Source organism: Paenibacillus sp. IHBB 10380, assembly GCF_000949425.1.
Taxonomy (GTDB): Bacteria; Bacillota; Bacilli; order Paenibacillales; family Paenibacillaceae; genus Paenibacillus_AQ.
The window spans coordinates 4,490,137-4,511,786 of record NZ_CP010976.1 but is presented as its reverse complement, the minus strand read 5'-3'; the positions used below and the strand labels follow the sequence as shown (position 1 = coordinate 4,511,786).

General features: G+C 41.0%; 18 protein-coding genes. 9 read left to right on the top strand and 9 right to left on the bottom strand.

Going from position 1 to position 21,650, the window contains the following annotated elements:
* The first annotated feature begins 102 nt into the window (after window positions 1–102).
* Both UB51_RS20525 and UB51_RS20520 read left to right on the top strand, forming a co-directional pair.
* Window positions 103–645: a hypothetical protein gene (locus UB51_RS20525; RefSeq protein ID WP_044878888.1), complete on the top strand. Its 543-nt coding sequence runs from the start codon at window positions 103–105 to the stop codon at window positions 643–645.
* Between the two features lie 433 nt (window positions 646–1,078).
* Window positions 1,079–2,446, top strand: coding sequence for an FAD-dependent oxidoreductase (locus UB51_RS20520; protein WP_044878887.1), 1,368 nt, complete (start codon window positions 1,079–1,081; stop codon window positions 2,444–2,446).
* A 176-nt stretch (window positions 2,447–2,622) separates the two neighbouring features.
* Here UB51_RS20520 and UB51_RS20515 read toward each other — a convergent pair whose 3' ends face one another.
* Window positions 2,623–3,507 carry a TetR/AcrR family transcriptional regulator gene (locus tag UB51_RS20515; RefSeq protein ID WP_044878886.1) on the bottom strand — a complete coding sequence of 295 codons (885 nt, stop codon included), beginning with the start codon at window positions 3,505–3,507 and terminating at the stop codon, window positions 2,623–2,625.
* A gap of 221 nt (window positions 3,508–3,728) precedes the next feature.
* On the opposite strand from UB51_RS20515, the gene UB51_RS20510 reads away from it, so the two are divergent.
* Window positions 3,729–5,219 carry a DHA2 family efflux MFS transporter permease subunit gene (locus UB51_RS20510; protein ID WP_044878885.1) on the top strand — a complete coding sequence of 497 codons (1,491 nt, stop codon included), beginning with the start codon at window positions 3,729–3,731 and terminating at the stop codon, window positions 5,217–5,219.
* Window positions 5,220–5,335: 116 nt separating this feature from the next.
* Here UB51_RS20510 and UB51_RS20505 read toward each other — a convergent pair whose 3' ends face one another.
* Together UB51_RS20505 and UB51_RS20500 are read right to left on the bottom strand one after the other, a co-directional pair.
* Window positions 5,336–6,532 carry an MFS transporter gene (locus UB51_RS20505; RefSeq protein WP_044878884.1) on the bottom strand — a complete coding sequence of 399 codons (1,197 nt, stop codon included), beginning with the start codon at window positions 6,530–6,532 and terminating at the stop codon, window positions 5,336–5,338.
* A gap of 200 nt (window positions 6,533–6,732) precedes the next feature.
* Entirely contained in the window at window positions 6,733–7,293 is a 561-nt protein-coding gene (locus tag UB51_RS20500; RefSeq protein WP_044878883.1) for a DUF1697 domain-containing protein, read from the bottom strand.
* 235 nt (window positions 7,294–7,528) lie between these two features.
* Here UB51_RS20500 and UB51_RS20495 point away from each other — a divergent pair, with 235 nt between their 5' ends.
* Window positions 7,529–8,362 carry a formate/nitrite transporter family protein gene (locus UB51_RS20495; protein ID WP_044878882.1) on the top strand — a complete coding sequence of 278 codons (834 nt, stop codon included), beginning with the start codon at window positions 7,529–7,531 and terminating at the stop codon, window positions 8,360–8,362.
* Between the two features lie 166 nt (window positions 8,363–8,528).
* Here UB51_RS20495 and UB51_RS20490 read toward each other — a convergent pair whose 3' ends face one another.
* A complete protein-coding gene (locus tag UB51_RS20490) occupies window positions 8,529–9,245 on the bottom strand; it encodes a glycosyltransferase family 2 protein (RefSeq protein ID WP_082063209.1) in 717 nt (238 codons plus the stop codon).
* Window positions 9,246–9,459: 214 nt separating this feature from the next.
* Here UB51_RS20490 and UB51_RS20485 point away from each other — a divergent pair, with 214 nt between their 5' ends.
* From UB51_RS20485 to UB51_RS20475, 3 genes are read left to right on the top strand one after another with little or no spacing between them, the layout of a single operon-like run.
* Complete coding sequence (locus UB51_RS20485) at window positions 9,460–10,665, top strand: MFS transporter (protein WP_044878880.1); 1,206 nt, start codon at window positions 9,460–9,462, stop codon at window positions 10,663–10,665.
* Window positions 10,666–10,689: 24 nt separating this feature from the next.
* Window positions 10,690–11,184, top strand: a complete 495-nt coding sequence (locus tag UB51_RS20480) for a GNAT family N-acetyltransferase (RefSeq protein WP_044878879.1) — start codon at window positions 10,690–10,692, stop codon at window positions 11,182–11,184.
* Window positions 11,185–11,217: 33 nt separating this feature from the next.
* Window positions 11,218–11,868, top strand: a complete 651-nt coding sequence (locus UB51_RS20475) for an MOSC domain-containing protein (protein WP_044878878.1) — start codon at window positions 11,218–11,220, stop codon at window positions 11,866–11,868.
* A 4-nt stretch (window positions 11,869–11,872) separates the two neighbouring features.
* Here UB51_RS20475 and UB51_RS20470 read toward each other — a convergent pair whose 3' ends face one another.
* Both UB51_RS20470 and UB51_RS20465 read right to left on the bottom strand, forming a co-directional pair.
* Complete coding sequence (locus UB51_RS20470) at window positions 11,873–12,421, bottom strand: GNAT family N-acetyltransferase (protein ID WP_044878877.1); 549 nt, start codon at window positions 12,419–12,421, stop codon at window positions 11,873–11,875.
* 33 nt (window positions 12,422–12,454) lie between these two features.
* Complete coding sequence (locus tag UB51_RS20465) at window positions 12,455–12,715, bottom strand: DUF2164 domain-containing protein (protein ID WP_044878876.1); 261 nt, start codon at window positions 12,713–12,715, stop codon at window positions 12,455–12,457.
* 180 nt (window positions 12,716–12,895) lie between these two features.
* Here UB51_RS20465 and UB51_RS20460 point away from each other — a divergent pair, with 180 nt between their 5' ends.
* Window positions 12,896–14,569: a glutamine--tRNA ligase/YqeY domain fusion protein gene (locus UB51_RS20460; RefSeq protein WP_044880328.1), complete on the top strand. Its 1,674-nt coding sequence runs from the start codon at window positions 12,896–12,898 to the stop codon at window positions 14,567–14,569.
* 70 nt (window positions 14,570–14,639) lie between these two features.
* On the opposite strand, the gene UB51_RS20455 is transcribed toward UB51_RS20460, so the two are convergent.
* The gene (locus UB51_RS20455) at window positions 14,640–15,887 is read right to left on the bottom strand and encodes an MFS transporter (protein ID WP_199924953.1); all 1,248 of its coding nucleotides are present in this window, start codon (window positions 15,885–15,887) and stop codon (window positions 14,640–14,642) included.
* A gap of 558 nt (window positions 15,888–16,445) precedes the next feature.
* Here UB51_RS20455 and UB51_RS20450 point away from each other — a divergent pair.
* Window positions 16,446–17,129, top strand: coding sequence for a TorD/DmsD family molecular chaperone (locus UB51_RS20450; RefSeq protein WP_044878874.1), 684 nt, complete (start codon window positions 16,446–16,448; stop codon window positions 17,127–17,129).
* Window positions 17,130–17,300: 171 nt separating this feature from the next.
* Here UB51_RS20450 and UB51_RS20445 read toward each other — a convergent pair whose 3' ends face one another.
* Together UB51_RS20445 and UB51_RS20440 are read right to left on the bottom strand one after the other, a co-directional pair.
* Complete coding sequence (locus tag UB51_RS20445; RefSeq protein ID WP_044878873.1) at window positions 17,301–18,242, bottom strand: 1-phosphofructokinase family hexose kinase; 942 nt, start codon at window positions 18,240–18,242, stop codon at window positions 17,301–17,303.
* A 187-nt stretch (window positions 18,243–18,429) separates the two neighbouring features.
* Entirely contained in the window at window positions 18,430–21,609 is a 3,180-nt protein-coding gene (locus UB51_RS20440; RefSeq protein WP_044878872.1) for an efflux RND transporter permease subunit, read from the bottom strand.
* Window positions 21,610–21,650: the final 41 nt, after the last annotated feature.

The following is a 21,650-nucleotide window of genomic DNA, read 5'->3' as shown; positions in this document are numbered from 1 at the left end:
TATGCGATGATCATGATGAACCATTAAAAAAATTTCACTTTTTTTCCACATTATTTAAGGTTATAATCATCCTAATTATAATCTTATCTCATGGAGGAATCTATGAATCGTAAATTAAGAACGATTACTGGAGCCATCGCCATTCTTGCAGGAGTTTTGATTCTTATTTTTTATCGGGGATCTTCTACAACATACAGTGAACAAGACATTCCTAAAGATATCGAAAGACGGATCTTAGCAAGTGTAGATGGACACACCAAGGTGTCTGATATCGTCATACGAGATCATAAGATCATTGGGAAGTATGGGGTATATCTGTACTCTTATCGTTTCAAAGATTTAGGTGAAATGAATGGGTACATTATATATGAAGCCATTAACGAAGAAAAGTTTACGGTGAATTCTGATCATTTACTGAGTTTTAAGAGGGATGAATTGAAGTTGAACGATGGCTTGCAATATGTCTCTCTAGATGGATATGTCATTATCTGTGGCCTTATTAAGGATGAGGACACCAACCGATTTACAATAACCTCAGGTAAAACTGAAATCACGGATACGTATGAAAGAAATAAATATTTTATAAGAGAGTATATTCTAAGTAATCCGAATGAATTTACGATAAAGGCATTAGAACAAGAATAAAGTCAGGGCGTATTATTATGCCGTAACAAAGGCTGTATATTCTATAATGAGAAAGGCTATCTGAGGGGAATTCACTTTCAGGTAGCCTTTTTTTATATAAAAAAATGTTAAGTTTTCACTATACTTTGCTCATGTTTCTTCTTGTGAATATTAATCGTTGCTACAACGCACAATAAAATAGCGGAATTGAAAAGTAATTTTCAAACTTTAAATATGACATTGTTCACTCATATCCATATATGACCCAGAGTAATTACTTGTAAAACCCCAGAGTCTGCACGGTTAAAGGACAAACGTAATTGTGAACATTGTGAAAACTTTATCAATGTCTATTGCAATGTGAAAAGTATCACACTATAATAAGGTACATCAGGTGAAACAATTCACAATATACTAAAATATATAGAGTGACCATTTGGAGGAGGAAGAAATCATGAAAGTAGTCGTTATTGGATGTACCCACGCAGGAACAGCAGCTATCGCCAACACAGCTAAATTGTACCCAGAAGCTCAAATTACAGTGTACGAACGGAATGATAACATTTCATTCTTATCGTGTGGTATAGCGTTATATGTTGGTGGTGTGGTGAAGGACCCACAAGGTCTATTTTATTCTTCGCCAGAGCAATTAGCTGAGCTAGGTGTAAATACCAATATGCGTCATGAAGTAACGTCGATTGATACAGATACTAAGACACTTACTGTACGCAACCTTGTGACAGGTGAACAATTCGATGACACTTATGATAAATTGATCGTTACGACAGGATCATGGCCGATCATTCCGAAGGTTGAAGGTATCGACTTGAATAATATCCTACTTTGTAAGAATTTTAATCATTCCAACACCATCATTGAGAAAGCAAAGCAAGCGAAACGCATTACGGTGGTAGGTGCAGGTTACATCGGTGTAGAACTTGTTGAAGCTTTTCAAATGAATGGTAAAGAAGTGACTTTAATTGATAGCGTAGATCGTATTCTGAATAAATATTTGGACCCAGAGTTTACAGAGCCTGTTCAACAATCGCTAGCAGATAAGGGAATTAAGTTAGCATTAGAAGAGACTGTCACTTCATTTGAAGGCATCGATGGCAAAGTCACGAAGGTGATCACAACCAAAGGCGAGCATGAAGCGGACTTAGTTATTCTCTGCATCGGTTTCCGTCCGAATACAGAACTACTCAAGGGTCAAGTGGATATGCTTCCTAATGGAGCTATTGTAGTGAATAGCTACATGGAGACAAGCAAGAAGGATGTCTTCGCGGCTGGTGATAGCTGTGCGATCCATTACAACCCAACAGGCAAGAATTCATATCTTCCTTTGGCTACCAATGCGGTTCGTATGGGAACACTAGTGGCACGGAACTTGGTACAACCTACAACTAGATATTTAGGAACGCAAGGAACATCAGGTATCAAAATATATGAGAACAATATAGCGGCTACTGGATTGACGGAATTGGTGGCAAAAGACGAAGGTTTAGAAGTGGAATCCGTTACGATGACGGATCATTATCGTCCTGAATTTATGCCTACCTTCGATAGCGTGACTTTGAAAGTTGTCTTTGAGAAGACCACTCGTCGTATTGTGGGGGCACAATTAATGTCTGAGGTGGATCTAACTCAATCCATCAATACGATTTCTGTATGTATCCAGAACAACATGACCGTGGATGAATTAGGCTTCATCGATTTCTTCTTCCAACCACATTACAACAAGCCTTGGAACTTCCTGAATACAGCGGGACTACAAGCTTTACAACCTATAACTCTTACGGAGAAGGAAATGGCTAACGTATAATTCATACCACTCTTTATGACATGACATACCCCTTGGCGAATCGCCAAGGGGTATGTTTTTTTGATTCTGTTAAGTTGTAGAATGCTGATTTTTCATTCTAATGTTTAATAAAAAGTTCCGACTTACTGATCACATTAACTTTTGGCCGAGTGTACACCATAACGTGAACAAGCTCGTCATAAGTTTTTGACTACAAGCTTCTCTAATTGTCTAAGTATATCTTTAAGCCCATGTGCTTTTTCGAGAAAAACAAGGAGCGCACGAATCAATACTAATTTGGGTTGTTCACATGCTAGCTCTTCTTGAAGAAGAAGGGTGGCTTCCTGAAGTTCCTTCTTCTCAGAGTTTGTGATTGGAAGCTCTTTTATTGTAGAGATTAGGCACTGAATGAGATCAAGTATCCGTGTCCTGTCAGGTACTTGTTCCCCGTTTAGCGCACATTGTAGATATTCACGCATATCTGAATCTTGTAACAGGGGGAGTCTTTTTTTGATTTTCATATTCGTCGCCATTTCATCCATACATTGAACAACAAATACGGCTATGTCCCGCGTAATAAGAGATTTATTCTCGAAAATTAATAAAAATATAAACTCACGAACGATTCCGTTATATATAATTATGAGATCCCAAATATTAGGTTTAATATGCTCCCCGAATACTCGTACGAGGCTCTCCTTGTTATATTTCAAAAGATTTGCCCTTAGGCGAAACAGAAAGGGTCCAATCTTCCCATCAGGCACCGTTAACTTCTTCATTTCCTGCATAATAAAGCTATTGTCCAAAAAAAACTCAATCTGACATTGGGTTTCACGAATAAAGACCTCCCTTAAGGAGAGTGTCTGATCTGCACGAATGGTGTGGATTTGTTCTACCATTCTATGCTGTTGTAACATCAAAACTTCGATGAATAAATCTTCCTTGGAATTAAAAAAATTATATATAGAACCTTTTGACACTCCGCAGTCGTCGGCAATGTTCTGTATGGAGGTCGCAAGGTATCCCTTTTCTAAAAAGAACCGCATCGCTGAATCAAGGATTTTCTGCTTGGTTACACTCAACTTTCTCCCTCTTTCCAAGAAATAAATTGACTTTATTTAAAAATTAAGTAAAATTAGTTTATCTTTCGACCTAATAGTTTTATTAAAAACCATACGGTCAATAGTACAAAGTATTTCATTTCTCGTCAAGATATCTTATTCATGGGTTGAGATTCTTACATCCACTCATTCAGATATATATCGTGAAATTATACAGAAAAGAATAGGAGAGAGATAACCGAATGGCTATACAAAACGCAGCAAGTGTACCCGTTAATACAGAATTCTCTATCAAGGCGATTATTGCACCCCTTATGGCTGTTATTCTAGGTATGATTATGGTCATCCTAGACAGCACGGTTATCAATGTAGCTGTACCTAGCTTGCAAGAATATTTTGGGGCCTCATTGAAGACAATACAATGGACAATGACCGGGTATACACTAGCTTTATCAGCTGTTATCCCATTAGCCGGATGGATGACAGATAAGTACGGCGCTAAACGGATCTTCCTCATCACAATTACTTTATTTACGCTCGGATCTATACTTTGCTCTCTGGCACAAACCTCAGAACAACTCATTATATTCCGGGTTATTCAAGGACTTGGAGGAGGTATGGTTGCTCCCATCGGGATGGCCATGGTCTTCAGACTTGCTCCTCCTAACAAGAGGGGGGCAGTGATGGGTATGTTAGGTATCCCTATGTTACTGGCTCCCGCTTCGGGACCTATATTATCGGGTTGGTTGATCGAGATTGCCTCATGGCATTGGATCTTCATTATTAACGTACCGATCGGAATCGCTGCTGTCATTGTAGGTATTAAGTTCTTACCTAAATTTGAGAACAAGAAGGTTCCTTCCCTCGATATTCTTGGGATAATCCTAGCTCCGATCGCATTCGCTATGTTAGCGTTTGGTGTGAATGAGGCAGGAACAAGTTGGACATCGTCAAGTACTTTAACAGGACTGATTGTCGGTGGTGTTGCCCTTATCTTATTCATCATCGTGGAGCTTAACCAGAAAGAGCCTTTGTTAGAGCTTCGTGTCTTTGCCTCTTCTGATTTCACACGAGGTGTAATCTTATCTTGGATAACACAGATCGCAATGTTCGGTGCCATTCTGATGATTCCACTATATTTACAAAATGTGAGAGGGTTTACTCCTCTACAAAGTGGTTATACCACACTTGCACAAGCCCTTGCTTCCATGGTCTTTATGCCTATTGGAGGAAGATTGTTCGATAAGTGGGGTGCTCGTCCACTTGCTATGACCGGTCTGACTCTGGTTTCTATAGCCTTGTTCCTACTTTCTCAGATTACTGTAGATACCGATATGTTTATGATTGTACTTCCACTTATTTTTATGGGAGCAGGTATGGGTCTAACGATGATGCCATTGAATACTCATGTACTGAATTCGGCGCCACGCAGACTTGTAAACCGGGTAACTCCTTTAACATCAGCTACACAACAGGTTGTTACATCGTTTGCTATCGCTGGATTGACAGGGTATTTAACTTCAAAAATAATGCATTACATGTCGGCTCCAGATACAGCTGGGAATATACAAATCAGTTCCACTTCTGCATTTAGTGACACATTCTTTCTCACCGCTTGTATCGCCGTTGTAGGATTATTGTTAACTACAATGCTGCGTAAACCGCGAGTTAAACCAGGTGATGAGCTTGCAGATGATGAAATGCCGGATGCAAAGACGATGATCTCACATTAATTTAATGTAAGGTGCAAGTATACATAAGAGGATGTCCCGCAAGCCATAAATAGGCTGCGGAACATCCTCTTATTTGTCAATTTACGTATGATTCATTTTCTATAGTCTTTTATGTTCTAACTCGCTTTATGTACGAAGTTATGAGGGGATGTTTTTCTACCATGCAGTACATAGTATAAAACGATACTAGCAAATACAAGCGCAGCTACGGCAATATATAATCCTCGGTAACCTGTTATAGGAAGTAACAATCCTAAGACGTATGGTCCGATCGCCATTCCTGTATCACCTAAAATGAAAAAGGTAGAAGTGGCTAATCCAGCGCGATGATGTGGTACATTCTTAACAGCAATGGCTTGAGTACTAGACTGAACGGTTCCAAATCCTAAACCAATTAAAGCCCCTGCTAATAGAAGAGTAAATCCTTGATAAGATTGACTAAGAAATATTAAACCAACCCCAAACAACGCGAGTGAAGGGTACATAACGAAACTTTCACCTTTCAGATCAAACCATCTACCCGTAAAGGGTCTTGAAGTTAAAATACAGATAGCAAATACGACAAAAAAGAAACTCGCAGCATCCAATAAGTCTATATCTTTAGCATAGGCCATAAGAAATGTAAGAATACTAGAATAGCTAAAGTTGATTACAGCCATTACAATGGCGATAGGAACAGCCTTAACTTCTATGAAATCTTTGAATTTAAATCCTTTCTTTGGGGCTAAGGGTTCTGTCGAAGGTTCCGCTTTAGGCACTTTTAAAAACAACGTAACCACAAAGCTGAATGCTGCAAATAGTAAACAGACTAAAAAAATCATATGATAGCTTCCATGTTGGGTAATAAATAACCCTAACAGTGGACCAACCGCCGCAGCAAGAGTAATACTCAATGCGAAATAACCAATGCCTTGACCACGTCGCTCAGGAGGAATCAACCCTACCACAATCGTATTTGTCGCAGTGGCAGCAATCCCAAATGATATTCCATGCAAGAAACGGTTTAAAAGAAGCAACAGTAAGCTATCTACTTGGAAATATAAAGCCGAAGTCACTAGACCACAAATTAAGCCTATGTAAAGCATTCTTTTATGTCCGAGTTGCTGGATAAACCTGCCTACGAAAGGACGAGCAATTAAGACACCCAGAATGAATATACTCGAAGCCAGACCCGCTTGACTTTGTGTAGCATCAAAATGCTCCATCGCATATGCGGAAAAAATAACAACTAATAAATAAAAAGATAAATAGAGAAAAAGATTTGTGAAAAAAACGAATAAGAAGTCCTTCGTCCACAACTTTTGTTTATTCATGATGCTAAGACTCCCTACTTTACTGATTTACATTATCCTTGATTTTGCGTAGTGTTTCGAAAAAGCGTTCTTGTTCTTCTTGCGTAATCCCATCCATCGCACTAAGTTCAATATCATCAACAATGATCCGGCCTAAAGAATATATTTCTTCACCCTACTTCGTTAGCGTAATTCTTCTCTAACGAAGTAGGCTCCTTAAATTACACTTCCATTGCATGTGCTAGTGTAACGAGTTTGTTTATTGTTTTCCAGTTACGCACAGTCACGGGGACATCGAGTTTCTGAAGGTTGTTCGCAAGTTTAGAGTTGCGTATGCTATGACGGAATAATAGGTATATTTCTCGGCCCACAAGCTGGTACTCATCGCTTTCACTTCTGAAAGCACTTAATCGTTCAATCCCTTTCTGTGAAGGCTCCTCAAGCAATAAGGAGACGTAAAGACTCTCTCCTTCAGATGAGGACGCCGCTTCGGAAATAGCTTCCTCTGAGAACGGGCAATTCGCGGCAATGGTTGCTAGCTCCTTGGCCGTTCTTATAATAACACTTACCGAAAAACCAAATACCGCCTCGATCTCATGTTCGATTCGCTTGCGTAACGGTTCTTCTTCCTCATTCGATTCGAACAGAACATTCCCGCTTTGGATATACGTCTGAACCCGACTCAGCCCCATTGCTTCCAATGTACTCTTCAATTCGGCCATTTTGATCCTATTCTTTCCACCTACATTAATACCTCGTAACAACGCGATATAAATCGTCATCCCAATTCACTCCCTTCTTTTCAATGATTCCGTATCGTGCTAATTTCAGTGTATGTCTAAAAGTAATGACAAGCAATATTCTATTGTTAAGCATATTTATCACTAAAATGTGAAATGATTCACCTATAAATGTCGCATTGTGATATTTATAACGTTTGTAATCAAATCAATTGCGTTACAATGGAATAAATACACAAGATTTGAAGTATTAATTGGATCAAAGGAGATCATACTCATGGCCTATTACAAGCCTCAGCAAATAGCTGAACTGACGGTAGAAACAGGGACTAAGAAAGCACATAACCCACTAATAACGGTACTAGTACTTGGTTTCTTAGGTGGAGCCTTTATAGCACTTGGCTTTTTACTAGATATTCGTGTTATCGCGGGAGCACCTAAAGAATGGGAAACAATCGCTAGTTTTATCGGAGCTTCGATCTTCCCCGTAGGGCTAATACTCGTACTATTGGCTGGTGGTGAATTGTTAACGGGTAATATGATGGCTGTACCTCTTGCATGGATGGCTAAGAAAATTTCATTCTTTGAAGTCGTGAAGAATCTCATTCTTATTACGTTAAGTAATTTCGTGGGTGCGATATTCATCGCCTATTTCTTCGGACACATCGTAGGCCTCACGGAGACTGGCGTATATTTAGATAAGGTAGTGGATATGGCAGGTCACAAATTGGATGCTAGTTTTGTACAGGCTTTCGTTTCAGGAATTGGATGTAACTGGCTAGTAGCTCTGGCAGTGTGGTTATCTTATGGTGCGGATAATATGAGTGGCAAAATAATGGGGATCTGGTTTCCAACGATGGCTTTCGTTGCGATTGGATTTCAGCACGTCGTGGCTAATATGTTCCTTATTCCCGCTGCTATATTCGCAGGTCACTATTCATGGGGAGAGTATCTTATGAACTTCGTTCCAGTATGGCTTGGTAATTTAACTGGGGGCGTCGTCTTTGTTGCAGCCGCGTATTGGGTATCTTATTTACGCGAACCCAATGCCACTCACGGAGCATTACCTAGTAGTGCACAGGTGAAAGGTAATAAGCAGAAGCATTCCTAATAGATTAGATAATCTATCGGTCTTTCCTTGAGAAGGGAGGCCGATTTTTTTTGCATCACAGATAAATAAATTCGCCATGTTAAAGTTCGGGAGAACGAAACTTTAACATGGCGAATTTATTATAAAGGTCCATGGGATAGCATAGAAAGAAGAAAGTTCTAAGTTGTTATTTGTGTGTACCCTTTTGAACAAATTGTTTGTAATTCCGTACATGCCGGTAGTTGATAATAGGAGATGCTAATATCCTTTCATCGCTGATTACCCAGGTATGGCTTTTTAAATTTTTTCTGCGTATCGCGGCAAAGTTGTATCTTCCAGCAGAGTAAATTTTGTAGCCCTTTGCTTTACTATTACGGCAAAAATCAGTATCCTCTCCAATACTTCGGTTAGGAAATTGAACTTTGCGAAATACTTTTCGTTTAATAACAAGTGTTGCGCCAGGGAGAGCGGAAACATATTGGTTCTCATTTTTATGAGAACGAAGGATAAGTATCTTTGAGCGCTGCAAATACATAAAGTGGGCCCTTTTTCCGATTATATCCGCATTTATCCTATCAAAAGTTTGTTTGTTCTCACTTAAGTAATTAGGAGCATAATAATCATCATCGTCAAATTTGGCAATATAGCTGAGTTTTGTTTTTTTTACAGCGTAATTCAAGCACTTCCCAAGAGATACTTTTTCCGGCAGCCGATAAATATGCACATGTGTATATTTTTTTAGCTTTTTTTTATAAGGGCCTATGCTTATATTATCTTTATTTATAATAATGATCAGTTCTTTCTTCGGATATCGTTGTCTGTAATAATTGTTAAATAAATTATTCAAAAAATTTTTGCGCTTCGTACAGCTAATGACCGAGAAACCCTTGCGATATCGTGCCAATTTGTATAGCCCCCTTGAATGGAGTTCTATTGAGGAAAATGGTTTCGACCAGCTTTTCTAATATATGAAAATTCACAAAAAATGTACCGGTATATGAAAAAATTCGTTTCGGAGGTAGTGATATTTATGTCAAAAAGATACAATGGTTCTATTACAGTATTGTAACCTCGTACCTACTTGGTTAACTTGAATAAACATCTGGGGGATTACATCTATGAGAATGTTGCAATCTTACCCGAGAGAAATAAAAGTGTTTCTTGCAGCAAGCTTGATTAATTCTACAGGTAGTTCGCTCATGTGGCCCTTGACTACTATGTTTGTGTTCGATGAACTAGGACATAATATGGCAGACGCGGGACTCGTTATTCTAATTCAGTCATTAGGTGGAATTGTAGGTCAATTGCTAGGCGGATCGCTATATCATCGGGTGGGCGTTAAGAAATTGATCGTAGGTTCATTAGGGCTAAATGCCTTAGGATTGTTCGCTTTGCCTGTTATTAGCCAATATTGGTATTTCTACATGGCCTTGATGGGTTTTATCGGATTCTGTAATGCCTTGTCTTTGCCAGCCATTCAAGCATTTATCGGATTTCGTTTCGCAGAACGACGTGGAGAACTATTCAATGTTATTTACGTAGCTAACAATATTGGAGTAGCGCTAGGAACGGCTCTGAGTGGTTTTCTAGCAGATATTTCGTACAAGCTTACGTTTATTGCGAATGGGGTTACCTCGGCTGTGTTTGCACTCTTTTTCTTAAATTACTTAAATCGTCTGAATCATCATACAGGTGAAGTGCATTTAGACAAAAGGAATAAAGTAGCAGGAGAGAATGTTTGGGTGTTGCTTAGTCATACCCGAGTCTATTTGTATATGGGTATTGCCTCCTTGTTCTTATTGTTAGGGAATTCAATATGGAATACAGGCGTATCTCCATACATTATTTCAGAGGGATTACCGAAGAAAATGTATGGGTTCCTTTGGACGCTCAACGGAATTCTAATTTTCGTGGGTCAGCCCTTCACTAATCTAGTGAAGCGTTGGTTCGCTAAATCATCATCTGCACAAATGACGGCGAGTGCGGTCTTCTACTTATCTGCTTATGTTGTGATTGTGTTTATGCATAACTATCCTGGAATGGTACTAGCGATGATACTGGCAACCTTCGGGGAGATGCTGATATCTCCGGCGATACCAGCCTTTATATCAGATCATACAGGTCGAGCAGCTCCTTTCTATATCGGATTGTCAGGTGGTATCGGTGCTATAGGGCGAGTTATAGGGCCTTATGCTATGGGGGTCTTATATGATGGAGGGGGACTAGTCCCTGTGGCTTGGCTTGCTGTCGCAACTGCGATCGTAAGTGTCGGGTTTTTCCTAGTTCATGCTCTAAAGAACAAGAATGTGAGCCCAAGACTGTAGAGTATTTTGAGAGGGGTACTGGATATGAAATTTAAACAATGTACGATAGATATCCGTTTGTCCGAAATGAAGGATGCGCAGCAAATGATGGATCTAGATGCCATTGTATGGCAGGATTATAATGCTCCAGAGCCTTTGAATTGGACCTCTCGGGAGGACTTCCTACGTCACTGTCAGCCCGGCTTACAGCTTGTTGCAGTGAAAGAAGAAGAGATCTGCGGCTATGTAGGATTTCGCTATCCAACGGTGTTACAGAGCAATCGCCATGTGTATGAGATTAACATTGCTGTGCATCCTCGGTATCAGCATGAAGGCATTGGAACACAACTGATCGAAGCGGTAAAAGAGTGGGCAGCTAGCGAAGGGAAGACGAAGTTGAGCCTACGTGTGCTTTCTACGAATCCGAATGCTTTGAATTTCTATGAAAAGCTTGGTTTTGTGAGAGAAGGACGACTTATTAATGAGTTCTATGTGAATGGGAACTATGTAGATGACATTTTGATGGGATTCTATTTATAAACTAGCTTTTATATAAGGAGGGAGATGACAATAATGAATTTACATATTGTTTCTGTAAACGTTGGCAAGCCAGTTACTGTTGAATACAAAGGTAAGCCGTTGCAGACAGGGATATATAAACAGCAAGTTGAGGGCAATGTATTTGTTGGTTCTGAACAAATGACTGGGGATGGACAAGCTGATCTTGTGCATCATGGGGGACTCGATAAGGCCGTGTGTGCGTATCCTTATGAGCATTATTCCCATTGGGAGAAAGAGCTAGATAGGAAACTAGACTATTCTGCCTTCGGTGAGAATTTAACGGTCATGGGATTGCTTGAAACTGAAGTATGCATTGGCGATGTTTATCAAGTGGGGGAAGTGGTGCTTCAGGTCAGCCAACCAAGATATCCTTGTTTTAAGCTGTCCCAGAAGCACGGGGTAACAAACCTCCCAGCACGGGTCATTGAGACCGGTTATAGCGGTTTCTACTTGCGTGTCCTTCAAGAGGGCTATCTATCGGTAACGTCCACCCTTACGAAGCTTGAGTCTCATCCAGCACAACTAACGATAGCTGAAGTATTGCGATTAATAGTTCATGGGCGAGATGATGTCGAACAGGTTGAACGATTAAAGAAGGCTGCGGAATTAGACGTATTGGCTTCAAGCCTACGGGAAAGATTCCAAGGCTGGCTTAATACGTAACGATCTATCGTACTTGTATCCACTCACTAAGAATCATGCCATAAATGGCATGGTTCACGTAGCCTTGGGGTAGTTTCTCAGCTTCACGTACAATACCTTCCAGTACAAATCCAAGACGTTCCGGTATAGCGCGACTACGATAATTTCCTGTAGCACAACGAATTTCGACTCGGTTGAGGTGCATCTCCATGAGTGCATGGTCTATGAAAGTACGGCAGGCGCTAGTCATAAGACCTTGTCCCTCGTAGCCTTTACCTAGCCAGTATCCGATACTAACGGTTCGATTGTGCCAATCAACCTCATGGAAGCTGATGATGCCTGCCAGCTCTCCACGTGTCCAAATACCGGCGCTAATCCCTCCGTTCTCGGCTCCTTGTTTAACGGCATTCTTAATGAAGCTGAGCGAATGGTTAACCTCCGTAACGGAATCCACCCATGGAAGCCAATCTCGTAATTTTCCACGTGAACGATCCGTCAGATCAAATAGCTGTTTTGCATGTTGGTGAGCTAGTGGTTTCAGTTCAGTCTGTTCATCTAAAGTATACGTAAACATGCAGTTCACACCTTCTTTTCATCTGTAATAGCATTACCTTGAACGAGTCTGTTTTACTTGTTGTTCGAGTGAATATAAATCATCTTCTAATGAGGTCATGTGCTGTCTAACTAAGTATCTAGAGTCACTGAGTGCTTGATTATAGACGATGGGTGCCATATGAGACATGAAGAAGTCCATCACACTATCTGCAGCAAGATCACCTATAATCTCTCCACGTTCTTTCTCAAAATATTGTTGAATAAGTAGGATGACTTGATCTCGTTGTTCTTTAGAAAGTTTCATTGTTTTCATGTAAATGAGTTTCCTCCCATAATTTACATCGTTTTTCTCCATGCTACCTTATAAAAAAGCCTCCGTCAAAAGGGGAGAGGCCAGTTTTATTGAACTATCTACGCTTTACAGGTATATTTATATGAAGAGTTTTGTTGTATAGGAATAGACAGATAATTTAAGGACGAAAGGTTGATTGTCATGGAGAACCCAAGTACACCCTCCAATTTTATTAAGAATGTGATAACGGAAGACCTGAACTCCGGTAAGGTAAAAGAAATAGTAACACGTTTCCCACCGGAGCCTAACGGCTATTTACATATCGGACATGCCAGGGCGATCTGGATTAATTTCACACTAGCCGACGAATTTGGTGGAAAGACTCATCTGAGATTTGATGATACGAATCCTATTAAAGAAGATACAGAATATGTAAATTCTATTCAAGAGGATGTAAAGTGGCTAGGTTTCGATTGGGAAGAGCTACGGTTTGCATCTGATTATTTCGACGAAATGTACAGTCGTGCTGTTCTGCTAATCAAGAAGGGTAAAGCCTACATTGATGATCTTAGTGCAGATCAAATTCGTGAGACTCGGGGAACGTTGACCGAACCCGGTAGTAATAGTCCATATCGTGATCGTAGCGTAGAAGAGAACCTTGAATTGTTTGAAGGTATGCGTTCAGGTAAATTTGAAGACGGTGCGAAGGTGTTACGTGCCAAGATTGATATGTCTTCACCTAATATCAATTTGCGTGATCCTGTTATTTATCGCATTTCGCATACGTATCATCACAATACAGGTGATAAATGGTGTATCTACCCTATGTATGCCTTCGCACATCCATTAGAGGATGCTATTGAAGGAGTGACACATTCCCTTTGCTCGCTAGAATTTGAAGATCAACGTCCATTCTATGATTGGGTAGTTGTTGAATCTGAAATGCCGAATGTACCTCACCAATACGAGTTCGGTCGCTTGAATGTGGGACAGACGTTAACAAGTAAACGGAAGCTGAAGTTGCTTGTGGATCAACAGCATGTAGATGGCTGGGACGATCCACGGATGCCTACGATTTCAGGATTACGTCGTCTGGGCTATACGCCTGAAGCAATCCGTAACTTCATATATGAGACAGGTATTTCTAAGAGTCAAGGTGTCGTGGATCGACAAATGCTAGAGCATTTTATCCGCGAAGACCTAAAGCTGAAAGCCCCTCGTACGATGGCGGTATTGAAGCCATTAAAAGTGGTCATTACGAATTATCCAGAAGGTCAAGTGGAATGGCTGGAAGCAGAGAATAATAGTGAGAACCCTGAGATGGGCAATCGTCAAATTCCATTCTCACGTGAAATTTATATCGAGCAAGATGATTTCATGGAGAATCCACCCAATAAATATTTCCGACTTTTCCCTGGTAACGAAGTACGACTCAAGAATGCTTATTTCGTTAAGTGCAACGAGGTGATCAAGGATGAAGAAGGGCAAGTTGTCGAAATTCACTGTACCTATGATCCTGAGACGAAGAGCGGAAGTGGATTTACCGGTCGTAAGGTGAAGGGTACAATCCATTGGATTGAAGCAAGTCAAGCTGTTCCGGCTGAATTCCGTTTATTCGAACCCCTCATTAATGATGAGGAGATCGAAGAGGAAGAAGTGGAGGGAGCTCCAGAGAAGACGTTCCTAGATCAATTGAATCCCAATTCGCTCGAGATTCTTCAAGGATATGTAGAACCGGGTATGAGAGTGGTAGCGGCTCAGGATAAATTCCAGTTTTTCCGGCATGGCTACTTTAACGTCGATTCTAAATATGCTACACCTGAACGCCCTGTATTTAACCGTATTGTTTCGCTAAAGAGTTCCTTTAAACTTTAATAATATAATGAACAACGAGCCTGTAGTTTAATAAACTACAGGCTCGTTGTTTTTAGTTCGTTATTAGCACCTAATCTTCATCAGAATTGTCCCAATCTTCTAAGGGTTCTTCCACTTTAGGGATAATTGGCTTATATCCATGTCTCTTAATGACGTACCACATCCATCCAAATCCTAAAGCACCAACGAAGGCGAACGATGTGCCTGTGCTATACATAGCTTCTGCACCGAAGCTCTGGTATAACCATCCACCCACGAATCCGCCTATAACACCGGCGAGACCACTCCACGTTAGCGTATACACAGCTTGACCTGTTGCACGGTAAGGTCTAGGAACGAGTAGTAGGCTAAGTTGGGTACCTACATAGAAATAGCCTCCGAAGGTAATACAATGTAGAACCTGAATGAGCGCAACTTGAATGGGCAGGGTCGCGTCTGCCATAAGCATCCAACGAAATCCAAATAGTAAACTTACGAGTGCCAGGCAACCCACTAACCACGAAATTTTACGGTTGAGATAACGATCAAACAGTAAAAATACACCGATCTCAAAAAAGGAGGATAAGAATACGGCTAATCCTACCATCCTTTTGGAGCCACCAAGTTCTGTTATGTATAGAGACATAAATGTGTTATTCATTGCATTAGGAATAGAGACTATAATACCTAGAACAATAAACGAAAGGAAATAACGGTTTCCTAATATGTTGGCAAAGCCTCTAATGTATATTGTAGGCGATTCTGAAGGCTTCAGAAGTTTGGGGAGGAATAGAAGCACTCCTATCGCCAATACAAGCACAACTGTGAACAGAATGGAGACCTTGGCAACACCAGTCCAGTCTAGAACCAGACCTGTGGCAATAGCGATGATGGCCCATCCCATAGAACCCCACAAGCGAAAGGATCCGAATTTATAGCCTGTATCTTCAATATAACCAAGAATAAGACTGTTACTGTGAGAGAATACAGGAGACTGGAAGAAAAAGAACAAGATCATAGATATATATACCATCGCATAAGTATCAGAATGGAATAGAAGTTGAACCATGACTAGTGTTCCTGTCATCATGATCAGTAGAACTCGCCTCATATTAAGAATTCGATCGCTCCAAAATCTCCAAAAAGGGTTAGCCAATATAGAAACAATTGGGCCTAGAGCTAATAGGCTTCCTATTTCAAATTTGTTCATTCCTGCATCTTGTAAGTATAATTGAAAGAAGCTAGTGAAGATCACCATAGTGCCGTAGATCAAAAAATTGAACAGTTTGAGAGAGAATAAAGAGGATTTCATATTTATGGATTCACGCAATATCGACATTCCTTTCCGATTAATTGCTCTAATCGATAATAAATTCCTTTAAGGCGACAACATCACTGTATCATGTGTTGAAAGTGGTTTCAAACCATAAATTAAGAGAATTTCTAGATATTATAAATATCTCTCTAATTTAAAGGAAAAATGAATAAGAGCTTAATCTCCTGCATCGTGATGGCCAAGAATATGATAAGGCGGTTGTTCACAGCTATTTGTGAGCTATCATCAGTCTGTGCTTCTATTCGTAAATATAACCCTTGCCACAGTGAACCATGGAGCATGAACACATCAGCATATTATAGAAGAGTATGCGGTGACAAATAATATAGTAAGCGCTTGCATAAAGAGCTATGATAGCGATTAAGGTAACGATTCCCCCTAGTAATCGTATGCTGGGTAGTAATAGGATATGATCCTCGTATGATGCGGGGATCATTTTTTGTAAAGTTGAATTGTTATTTGAGACAAGAGATGTGAAATAAATCACTTGAATTATCTAACATTTGAGGTACTATTTAATTAGGTAAGCGCTATCTTTACGACCACATAGGAGGTTATGAGATGACCATGACTATTGAATCTTTAGAGGTGTCTAAGGTAAGCTTGAATTGGTTACAGGGAAGAGGATGGGGTTATCAACTACTGATTGATTTTTTAGGTGGCCCACCGAGCTTGTCTTTAATTGCCCAATGGCGTCAATATATGATGATGAGAGATGACGTTGTTCTCACAGAGGGTGGACGGAAGCTACAACAGTTATTATCTGAGATTGTTCCACAGCAATTGATGGAAGTGTGTATTGCTGAAGAGACTGAATACAGGCGATTGTTCGATAGCGAGACTTCTATTTTCCCATCGCTCTGTGAAAGCACTTATCGTGGAATGAAAGGGAAGGATCTTGCGGAGTGTATGCTGAATATCCATGAGATGTATGCTCACCATGGTATCGTGTTTAATAAGTTAGATCATGAGCAGGATGATCATATCATTCTAGAGCTTGAATTCATGGCAGTGCTTGTAGAACGTACTTTAGACACCAAGCGGATACGTAGCTCACATCTAGAGCTTATTGATTCTCAGATTCAATTCCTAGATCGACATCTGTTACAATGGACTCCTCAGCTTGCTGAAGACATATCCTTCATTACTCGGAGCCCCTTATATATAGAAGTTGCGAATATTCTCAAAGAATTTATTGCCTATGATATGCAGATGCTTCGAACATGGCGAGCTAGTATGATCTAATATTTGTCCAATAGGGATACGAAGCAATCAGTAGTCTGAAAGCTGGAACCTTGAGAAGGAAAGGTACCGGCTTTTTTTGTTGCAACATGGATTAAAGGTTAACCCTCCATCCATATTGCATTGGTCAACGAATACTGTCCTTTTGGGTCGAGGAGTCGTCTATCCTCATGTTCATAATGAACGAGTCGTCGTAATCTTTATGTCTTGTTGAACAACACCTATATCTTCCAACGTAACCTTTCCAGCCATCTTATGCAGTGTGTTGGCGGTCCCGCAGGCCGCACCAAGCAGAAGGATATCGTGGATGTTCTTTCCTCGATAAAGAGCGGACACGAGCCCGGCCATCATGGCATCCCCACTACCTACAGGATTGATAGCCGCTACCTGAGGGATGTGAATATGATACTGATGGTTAGCTGATACAGCGAGTGCGCCGCGCGCTCCTAAGGACACAACAACAAGCGACGTGCTATCGTTGATGAGGGAAGACATAGCTTGAAGGGCAGATGCATGATTAGCGAGAGGCATTCCTATCAGTTCTGCTAATTCATGCTCATTCGGCTTCACTAGATCGGGCCTTCCATGAAGACCTTCACGAAGAGCTTCGCCGCTGGCATCCAGACCAACCTTTGCTCCATGACGATGGGCAATCTCGGTGAGCTCGGCATAGATCCATGGGGGACATCCTGAGGGTAAGCTACCTGAGAAGACAATCCAGTTAGAGGATTTGGCTAATTGTTCAATTTTTAGACGTAGTTGCTGTACGTCTGTCTCGGTAATGGAGGGACCAACTTCAATAAGCTCAGTTTGAGTACCTTGTATAGGATCTAGAATGGTCAAGGCACGTCTTGATTCGCCATTCGTAAGGGTCAGGAAATCAGTAGGAATGGATTCTTTCTTTAGGCCTGCGAGTAGAGCAGCGCCATTGTAGCCTGCAACGAAACCTGTTGTAGTCACGGCTTCACCTAAAGCATGGACTACACGTGCAACATTCACACCTTTGCCGCCAGGAACGGCTAGGTATTCATGTGCTCTATGTAGAGTGTCAATATTGAAGTTAGATACGGTATAGGTAATATCTATAGCTGCATTTAAAGTCACCGTTGTGATCATAATGTATAACTCCTTCACGATCTTGAGTTCCATGGATGGATATAAGTTAGTTTATCATGAATGGGATCTGATATACGGACGATACATAGAAAAGACGCGTCTACCTTTCCCAGAAGGAAAGAGGACGCGTCTTTATTTACAATATAAGAAAGGTTAAGTTTTCACTATGTGAAATGTTGACTGGTGATTAATCCTGTACTTTAGGTTTCCTGAATTTCATCAAGAACTCATAGACAATCGGTACAATGACCAATGTTAACAATGTAGAACTGATTAGACCGCCGATAACGGTAATTCCGAGTCCACGGGAAATGATCCCTGCACTATCTTCAAGTCCAGTAACAAGTGGCAGCAATGCACCAATGGTAGCTAATGCTGTCATCAGGATTGGACGAAGACGTGTTCCACCTGCTTCGAGTAATGCTTCACGGGTAGACATGCCTTCTTGTTCCTTATGAATAACGCGGTGAATGAGAACGATGGCATTCGTGACCACGATCCCAATGAGCATAAGCGCACCCATAAGGGAAGACACATTCAGTGTTTCCTTAGCAAGCAACAATCCGACGAGTGCGCCGATCACTGTGAATGGTAAAGAGAACAGGATGGCAAATGGTGCGAGACCACCACCGAAAGTTACGACGAGCACAAAGTATACAACAGCAATAGCGGCAGCCATGGCAAGACCAAGCTGTGTGAAGGTGTCGTTAATTTGTTCCGTCGATCCACCAAATGTAATTTCGATTCCATCAGGTTTACTGATTTCTTTAATTTTAGCCTCTAGATTCGTAGAAGCGCTACCTACATCTGCGGTGATGATATTAGCCGTAATAGAAACAGCCATTTTACCATCTGTACGTGTGATGGAGTTAGGTGAGACTCCTTTTTCCACCTTGGCTACGTCCTTGATAGGAACTTCTATACCTAGTGGAGAAACAATAGTCTCATTACTGATCTCATTGATATTTTTATAATCAGCAGTGTCTGTTTCAATGTAAACTTTATAATTTTTGTCATCGACTTCTATTTCAGTTAGAACGGGACGCTCACGAACAGGGCTCAGTTTCATGGCAATCTGTCCTGCTGTAAGACCAAGTGAACTCAACTTCTCCTGATTAGCTACAATCGTATATTGATCGTAGGAAGTGGATAGGCTAGTCTTCGCTTTGTCGAAGTGGTCTGAATCATCCTGTACGAGCTTTAGAACTTGATCTGATATCGGCTTGATATCATCTAGGCTGTCACCGAATACGCTAACGCTGAGACCGCCACCGCCCATTCCGCCAGTCATATCAAGGGTTGTCCATACGCCTTCAGGAACTTCCTTGTGTAAACTTTCAACTAGTTCCTTCTGAACATCTTCGAAGTTCTTAGTATTGGTATTATATTCTATATAGAATAGGCCTGAGGTGGATGCACCCGCACCGCCCATAGGATTACTACCTCCGATGGAATATTGCATCTTTTCAACACCTGGTTGGTTTAGAATATACTTCTCTGCTTCCAACGCACGCTTTTCAACAACGTTCAGTTGGTTACCAGGTTCAGGTGTGTAGGTTACCATCGTATACTTATCTTTTTGTTCCGGCATGAAGCTCGTACCGATCAATGGATATAAGAATAGGCTACCGACGAGCATAAGAACGGCTATTCCGAAGGTTATCAATTTATGAGATAAGGTCCAGTTCAGGATGCTCTGATATCCTTTAGCCATCTTTCCTATTTCATTATGACTTGAATTCTTTTTCAGTTTGATACCCTTTTTGAAGAGTGTATGTGCAAGCATAGGTACAATCGTAACAGCGATAATGAGTGAAGCCAGTAGAGCGAACACCATCGTTAATGCGAAAGGCAGGAACAACTCACCGACCATGCCACTTACGAAAGCTAGAGGTAGGAATACCGCAATGGTAACCACGGTAGATGACATAATGGGAACGAACATCTCACGTGTTGCTTCACGTACTAATTCACGACCACGTAGCTTCTCATCGGGGTCTGTCAGTCGTCTATAAATATTCTCAATAACGACGATAGAGTCATCAATAACCCGACCGATGGCGACTGTCATCGCGCCAAGAGTCATCATATTGAGCGTAATGTCCATTTGCCATAACACGAGCAGAGCTGCGAGTAATGATAATGGAATGGAGATAATCGAGATAATGGTAGAGCGGATATTTCTTAGGAATATCAGAATGATGATTACAGCGAATAAGGCTCCGAAGACTGCCTTGCTGAGCATGGTATTAACGGAATCCTCAATAGGTTGCCCTTGATCAAGTAGTGTTGTTAATTCCAATCCATCATATTGGCTCTTCAAATCTGTAGCTTTGTCCTTCACAGCATTCACGACATCAACGGTGTTAGCGTCGTTATCCTTCACAATTTGAATACCAATCGATTCGACACCATCAGTACGGGAGATGGATTCTGCTTTACCAATGACTTGAATATCGGCAATATCCATTAACTTAACCGTAGGGATGCCAGCAGCAACTGCCCCTGTCATTGGTGCTTCAGTCGTTGGGGTAGAAGGTGCTGTCCGAGCTTCTGTCTGAGGCGTCTCTTGGGCATTGGGTATCCCTGTTTGAGCACTCGGAGCAGAATTGCCCATGTTTGGAATGACAGGAATCGCGAGATTCTTCAGATCATCCAGATTCACGATATTACCGTCTACTACAACGGCCTTTTGAGATTGTTCTAGGTTGAATAGCCCTAGAGGTACACGTAGCGATGAGCCTTGTACAATACCTTGGACTGTGTCCTGGCTAAGACCCAGCTCTTTCATTTTATTCTCATTGAATTTAAGCTGTACTTCTTTAACGTATTGCCCTGATATGCTTACTGTAGCCACACCTGGGATTTTGTCTAATTCTGGTTTAACTTGATTCTCAACAATACGCGTTAACTCTTCCAAGTCTTTGGATTTGTTGTTAGAAGCACTTAGAGAAACAACAGGAAATGAACTTATACTAAACTTAGAGATGGTAGGTTTTAGCGTGCCATCTGGCAAGGTGACTTCATTAAGGGCTTCACGGACCGCCGCAGTGGCTTGATCCAGATCGGTACCGTAATCGAACTCCATAGCAATGGAAGAAGCATTCTCCATGGAAGTAGAGGAGACGGTCTTCACGCCATCTACATTACGCAGTCGTTTTTCAAGCGGCATCGTGACGTCTTGGACGACACCTTCTGGAGCGGCACCAGGATAAATGGCAGTAATACTTAAGAATGGAATGTTGATATTGGGCATGGTCTCTTGCTTCATTGTGACTCCAGCGAATAAACCAGCAGCAGCGACAATAATAGTCAGAATCCAGATGGCAAACTTGTTATTTAACGAGAAATTAATAATACCTTTCATAATATAGGTTTCTGCTCCTCTCTCTATCTGTTCTTAATTTA

What these genes read in the sequence shown, in the direction of transcription:
- UB51_RS20525 (WP_044878888.1), top strand. Translation starts at nt 103, where the DNA reads ATGAATCGTAAATTAAGAACGATTACTGGAGCCATCGCCATTCTTGCA.
- UB51_RS20520 (WP_044878887.1), top strand. Translation starts at nt 1,079, where the DNA reads ATGAAAGTAGTCGTTATTGGATGTACCCACGCAGGAACAGCAGCTATC.
- UB51_RS20510 (WP_044878885.1), top strand. Translation starts at nt 3,729, where the DNA reads ATGGCTATACAAAACGCAGCAAGTGTACCCGTTAATACAGAATTCTCT.
- UB51_RS20505 (WP_044878884.1), bottom strand. Translation starts at nt 6,532, where the DNA reads ATGAATAAACAAAAGTTGTGGACGAAGGACTTCTTATTCGTTTTTTTC.
- UB51_RS20500 (WP_044878883.1), bottom strand. Translation starts at nt 7,293, where the DNA reads ATGACGATTTATATCGCGTTGTTACGAGGTATTAATGTAGGTGGAAAG.
- UB51_RS20495 (WP_044878882.1), top strand. Translation starts at nt 7,529, where the DNA reads ATGGCCTATTACAAGCCTCAGCAAATAGCTGAACTGACGGTAGAAACA.
- UB51_RS20485 (WP_044878880.1), top strand. Translation starts at nt 9,460, where the DNA reads ATGAGAATGTTGCAATCTTACCCGAGAGAAATAAAAGTGTTTCTTGCA.
- UB51_RS20480 (WP_044878879.1), top strand. Translation starts at nt 10,690, where the DNA reads ATGAAATTTAAACAATGTACGATAGATATCCGTTTGTCCGAAATGAAG.
- UB51_RS20475 (WP_044878878.1), top strand. Translation starts at nt 11,218, where the DNA reads ATGAATTTACATATTGTTTCTGTAAACGTTGGCAAGCCAGTTACTGTT.
- UB51_RS20470 (WP_044878877.1), bottom strand. Translation starts at nt 12,421, where the DNA reads ATGTTTACGTATACTTTAGATGAACAGACTGAACTGAAACCACTAGCT.
- UB51_RS20465 (WP_044878876.1), bottom strand. Translation starts at nt 12,715, where the DNA reads ATGAAAACAATGAAACTTTCTAAAGAACAACGAGATCAAGTCATCCTA.
- UB51_RS20460 (WP_044880328.1), top strand. Translation starts at nt 12,896, where the DNA reads ATGGAGAACCCAAGTACACCCTCCAATTTTATTAAGAATGTGATAACG.
- UB51_RS20455 (WP_199924953.1), bottom strand. Translation starts at nt 15,887, where the DNA reads ATGTCGATATTGCGTGAATCCATAAATATGAAATCCTCTTTATTCTCT.
- UB51_RS20450 (WP_044878874.1), top strand. Translation starts at nt 16,446, where the DNA reads ATGACCATGACTATTGAATCTTTAGAGGTGTCTAAGGTAAGCTTGAAT.
- UB51_RS20445 (WP_044878873.1), bottom strand. Translation starts at nt 18,242, where the DNA reads ATGATCACAACGGTGACTTTAAATGCAGCTATAGATATTACCTATACC.
- UB51_RS20440 (WP_044878872.1), bottom strand. Translation starts at nt 21,609, where the DNA reads ATGAAAGGTATTATTAATTTCTCGTTAAATAACAAGTTTGCCATCTGG.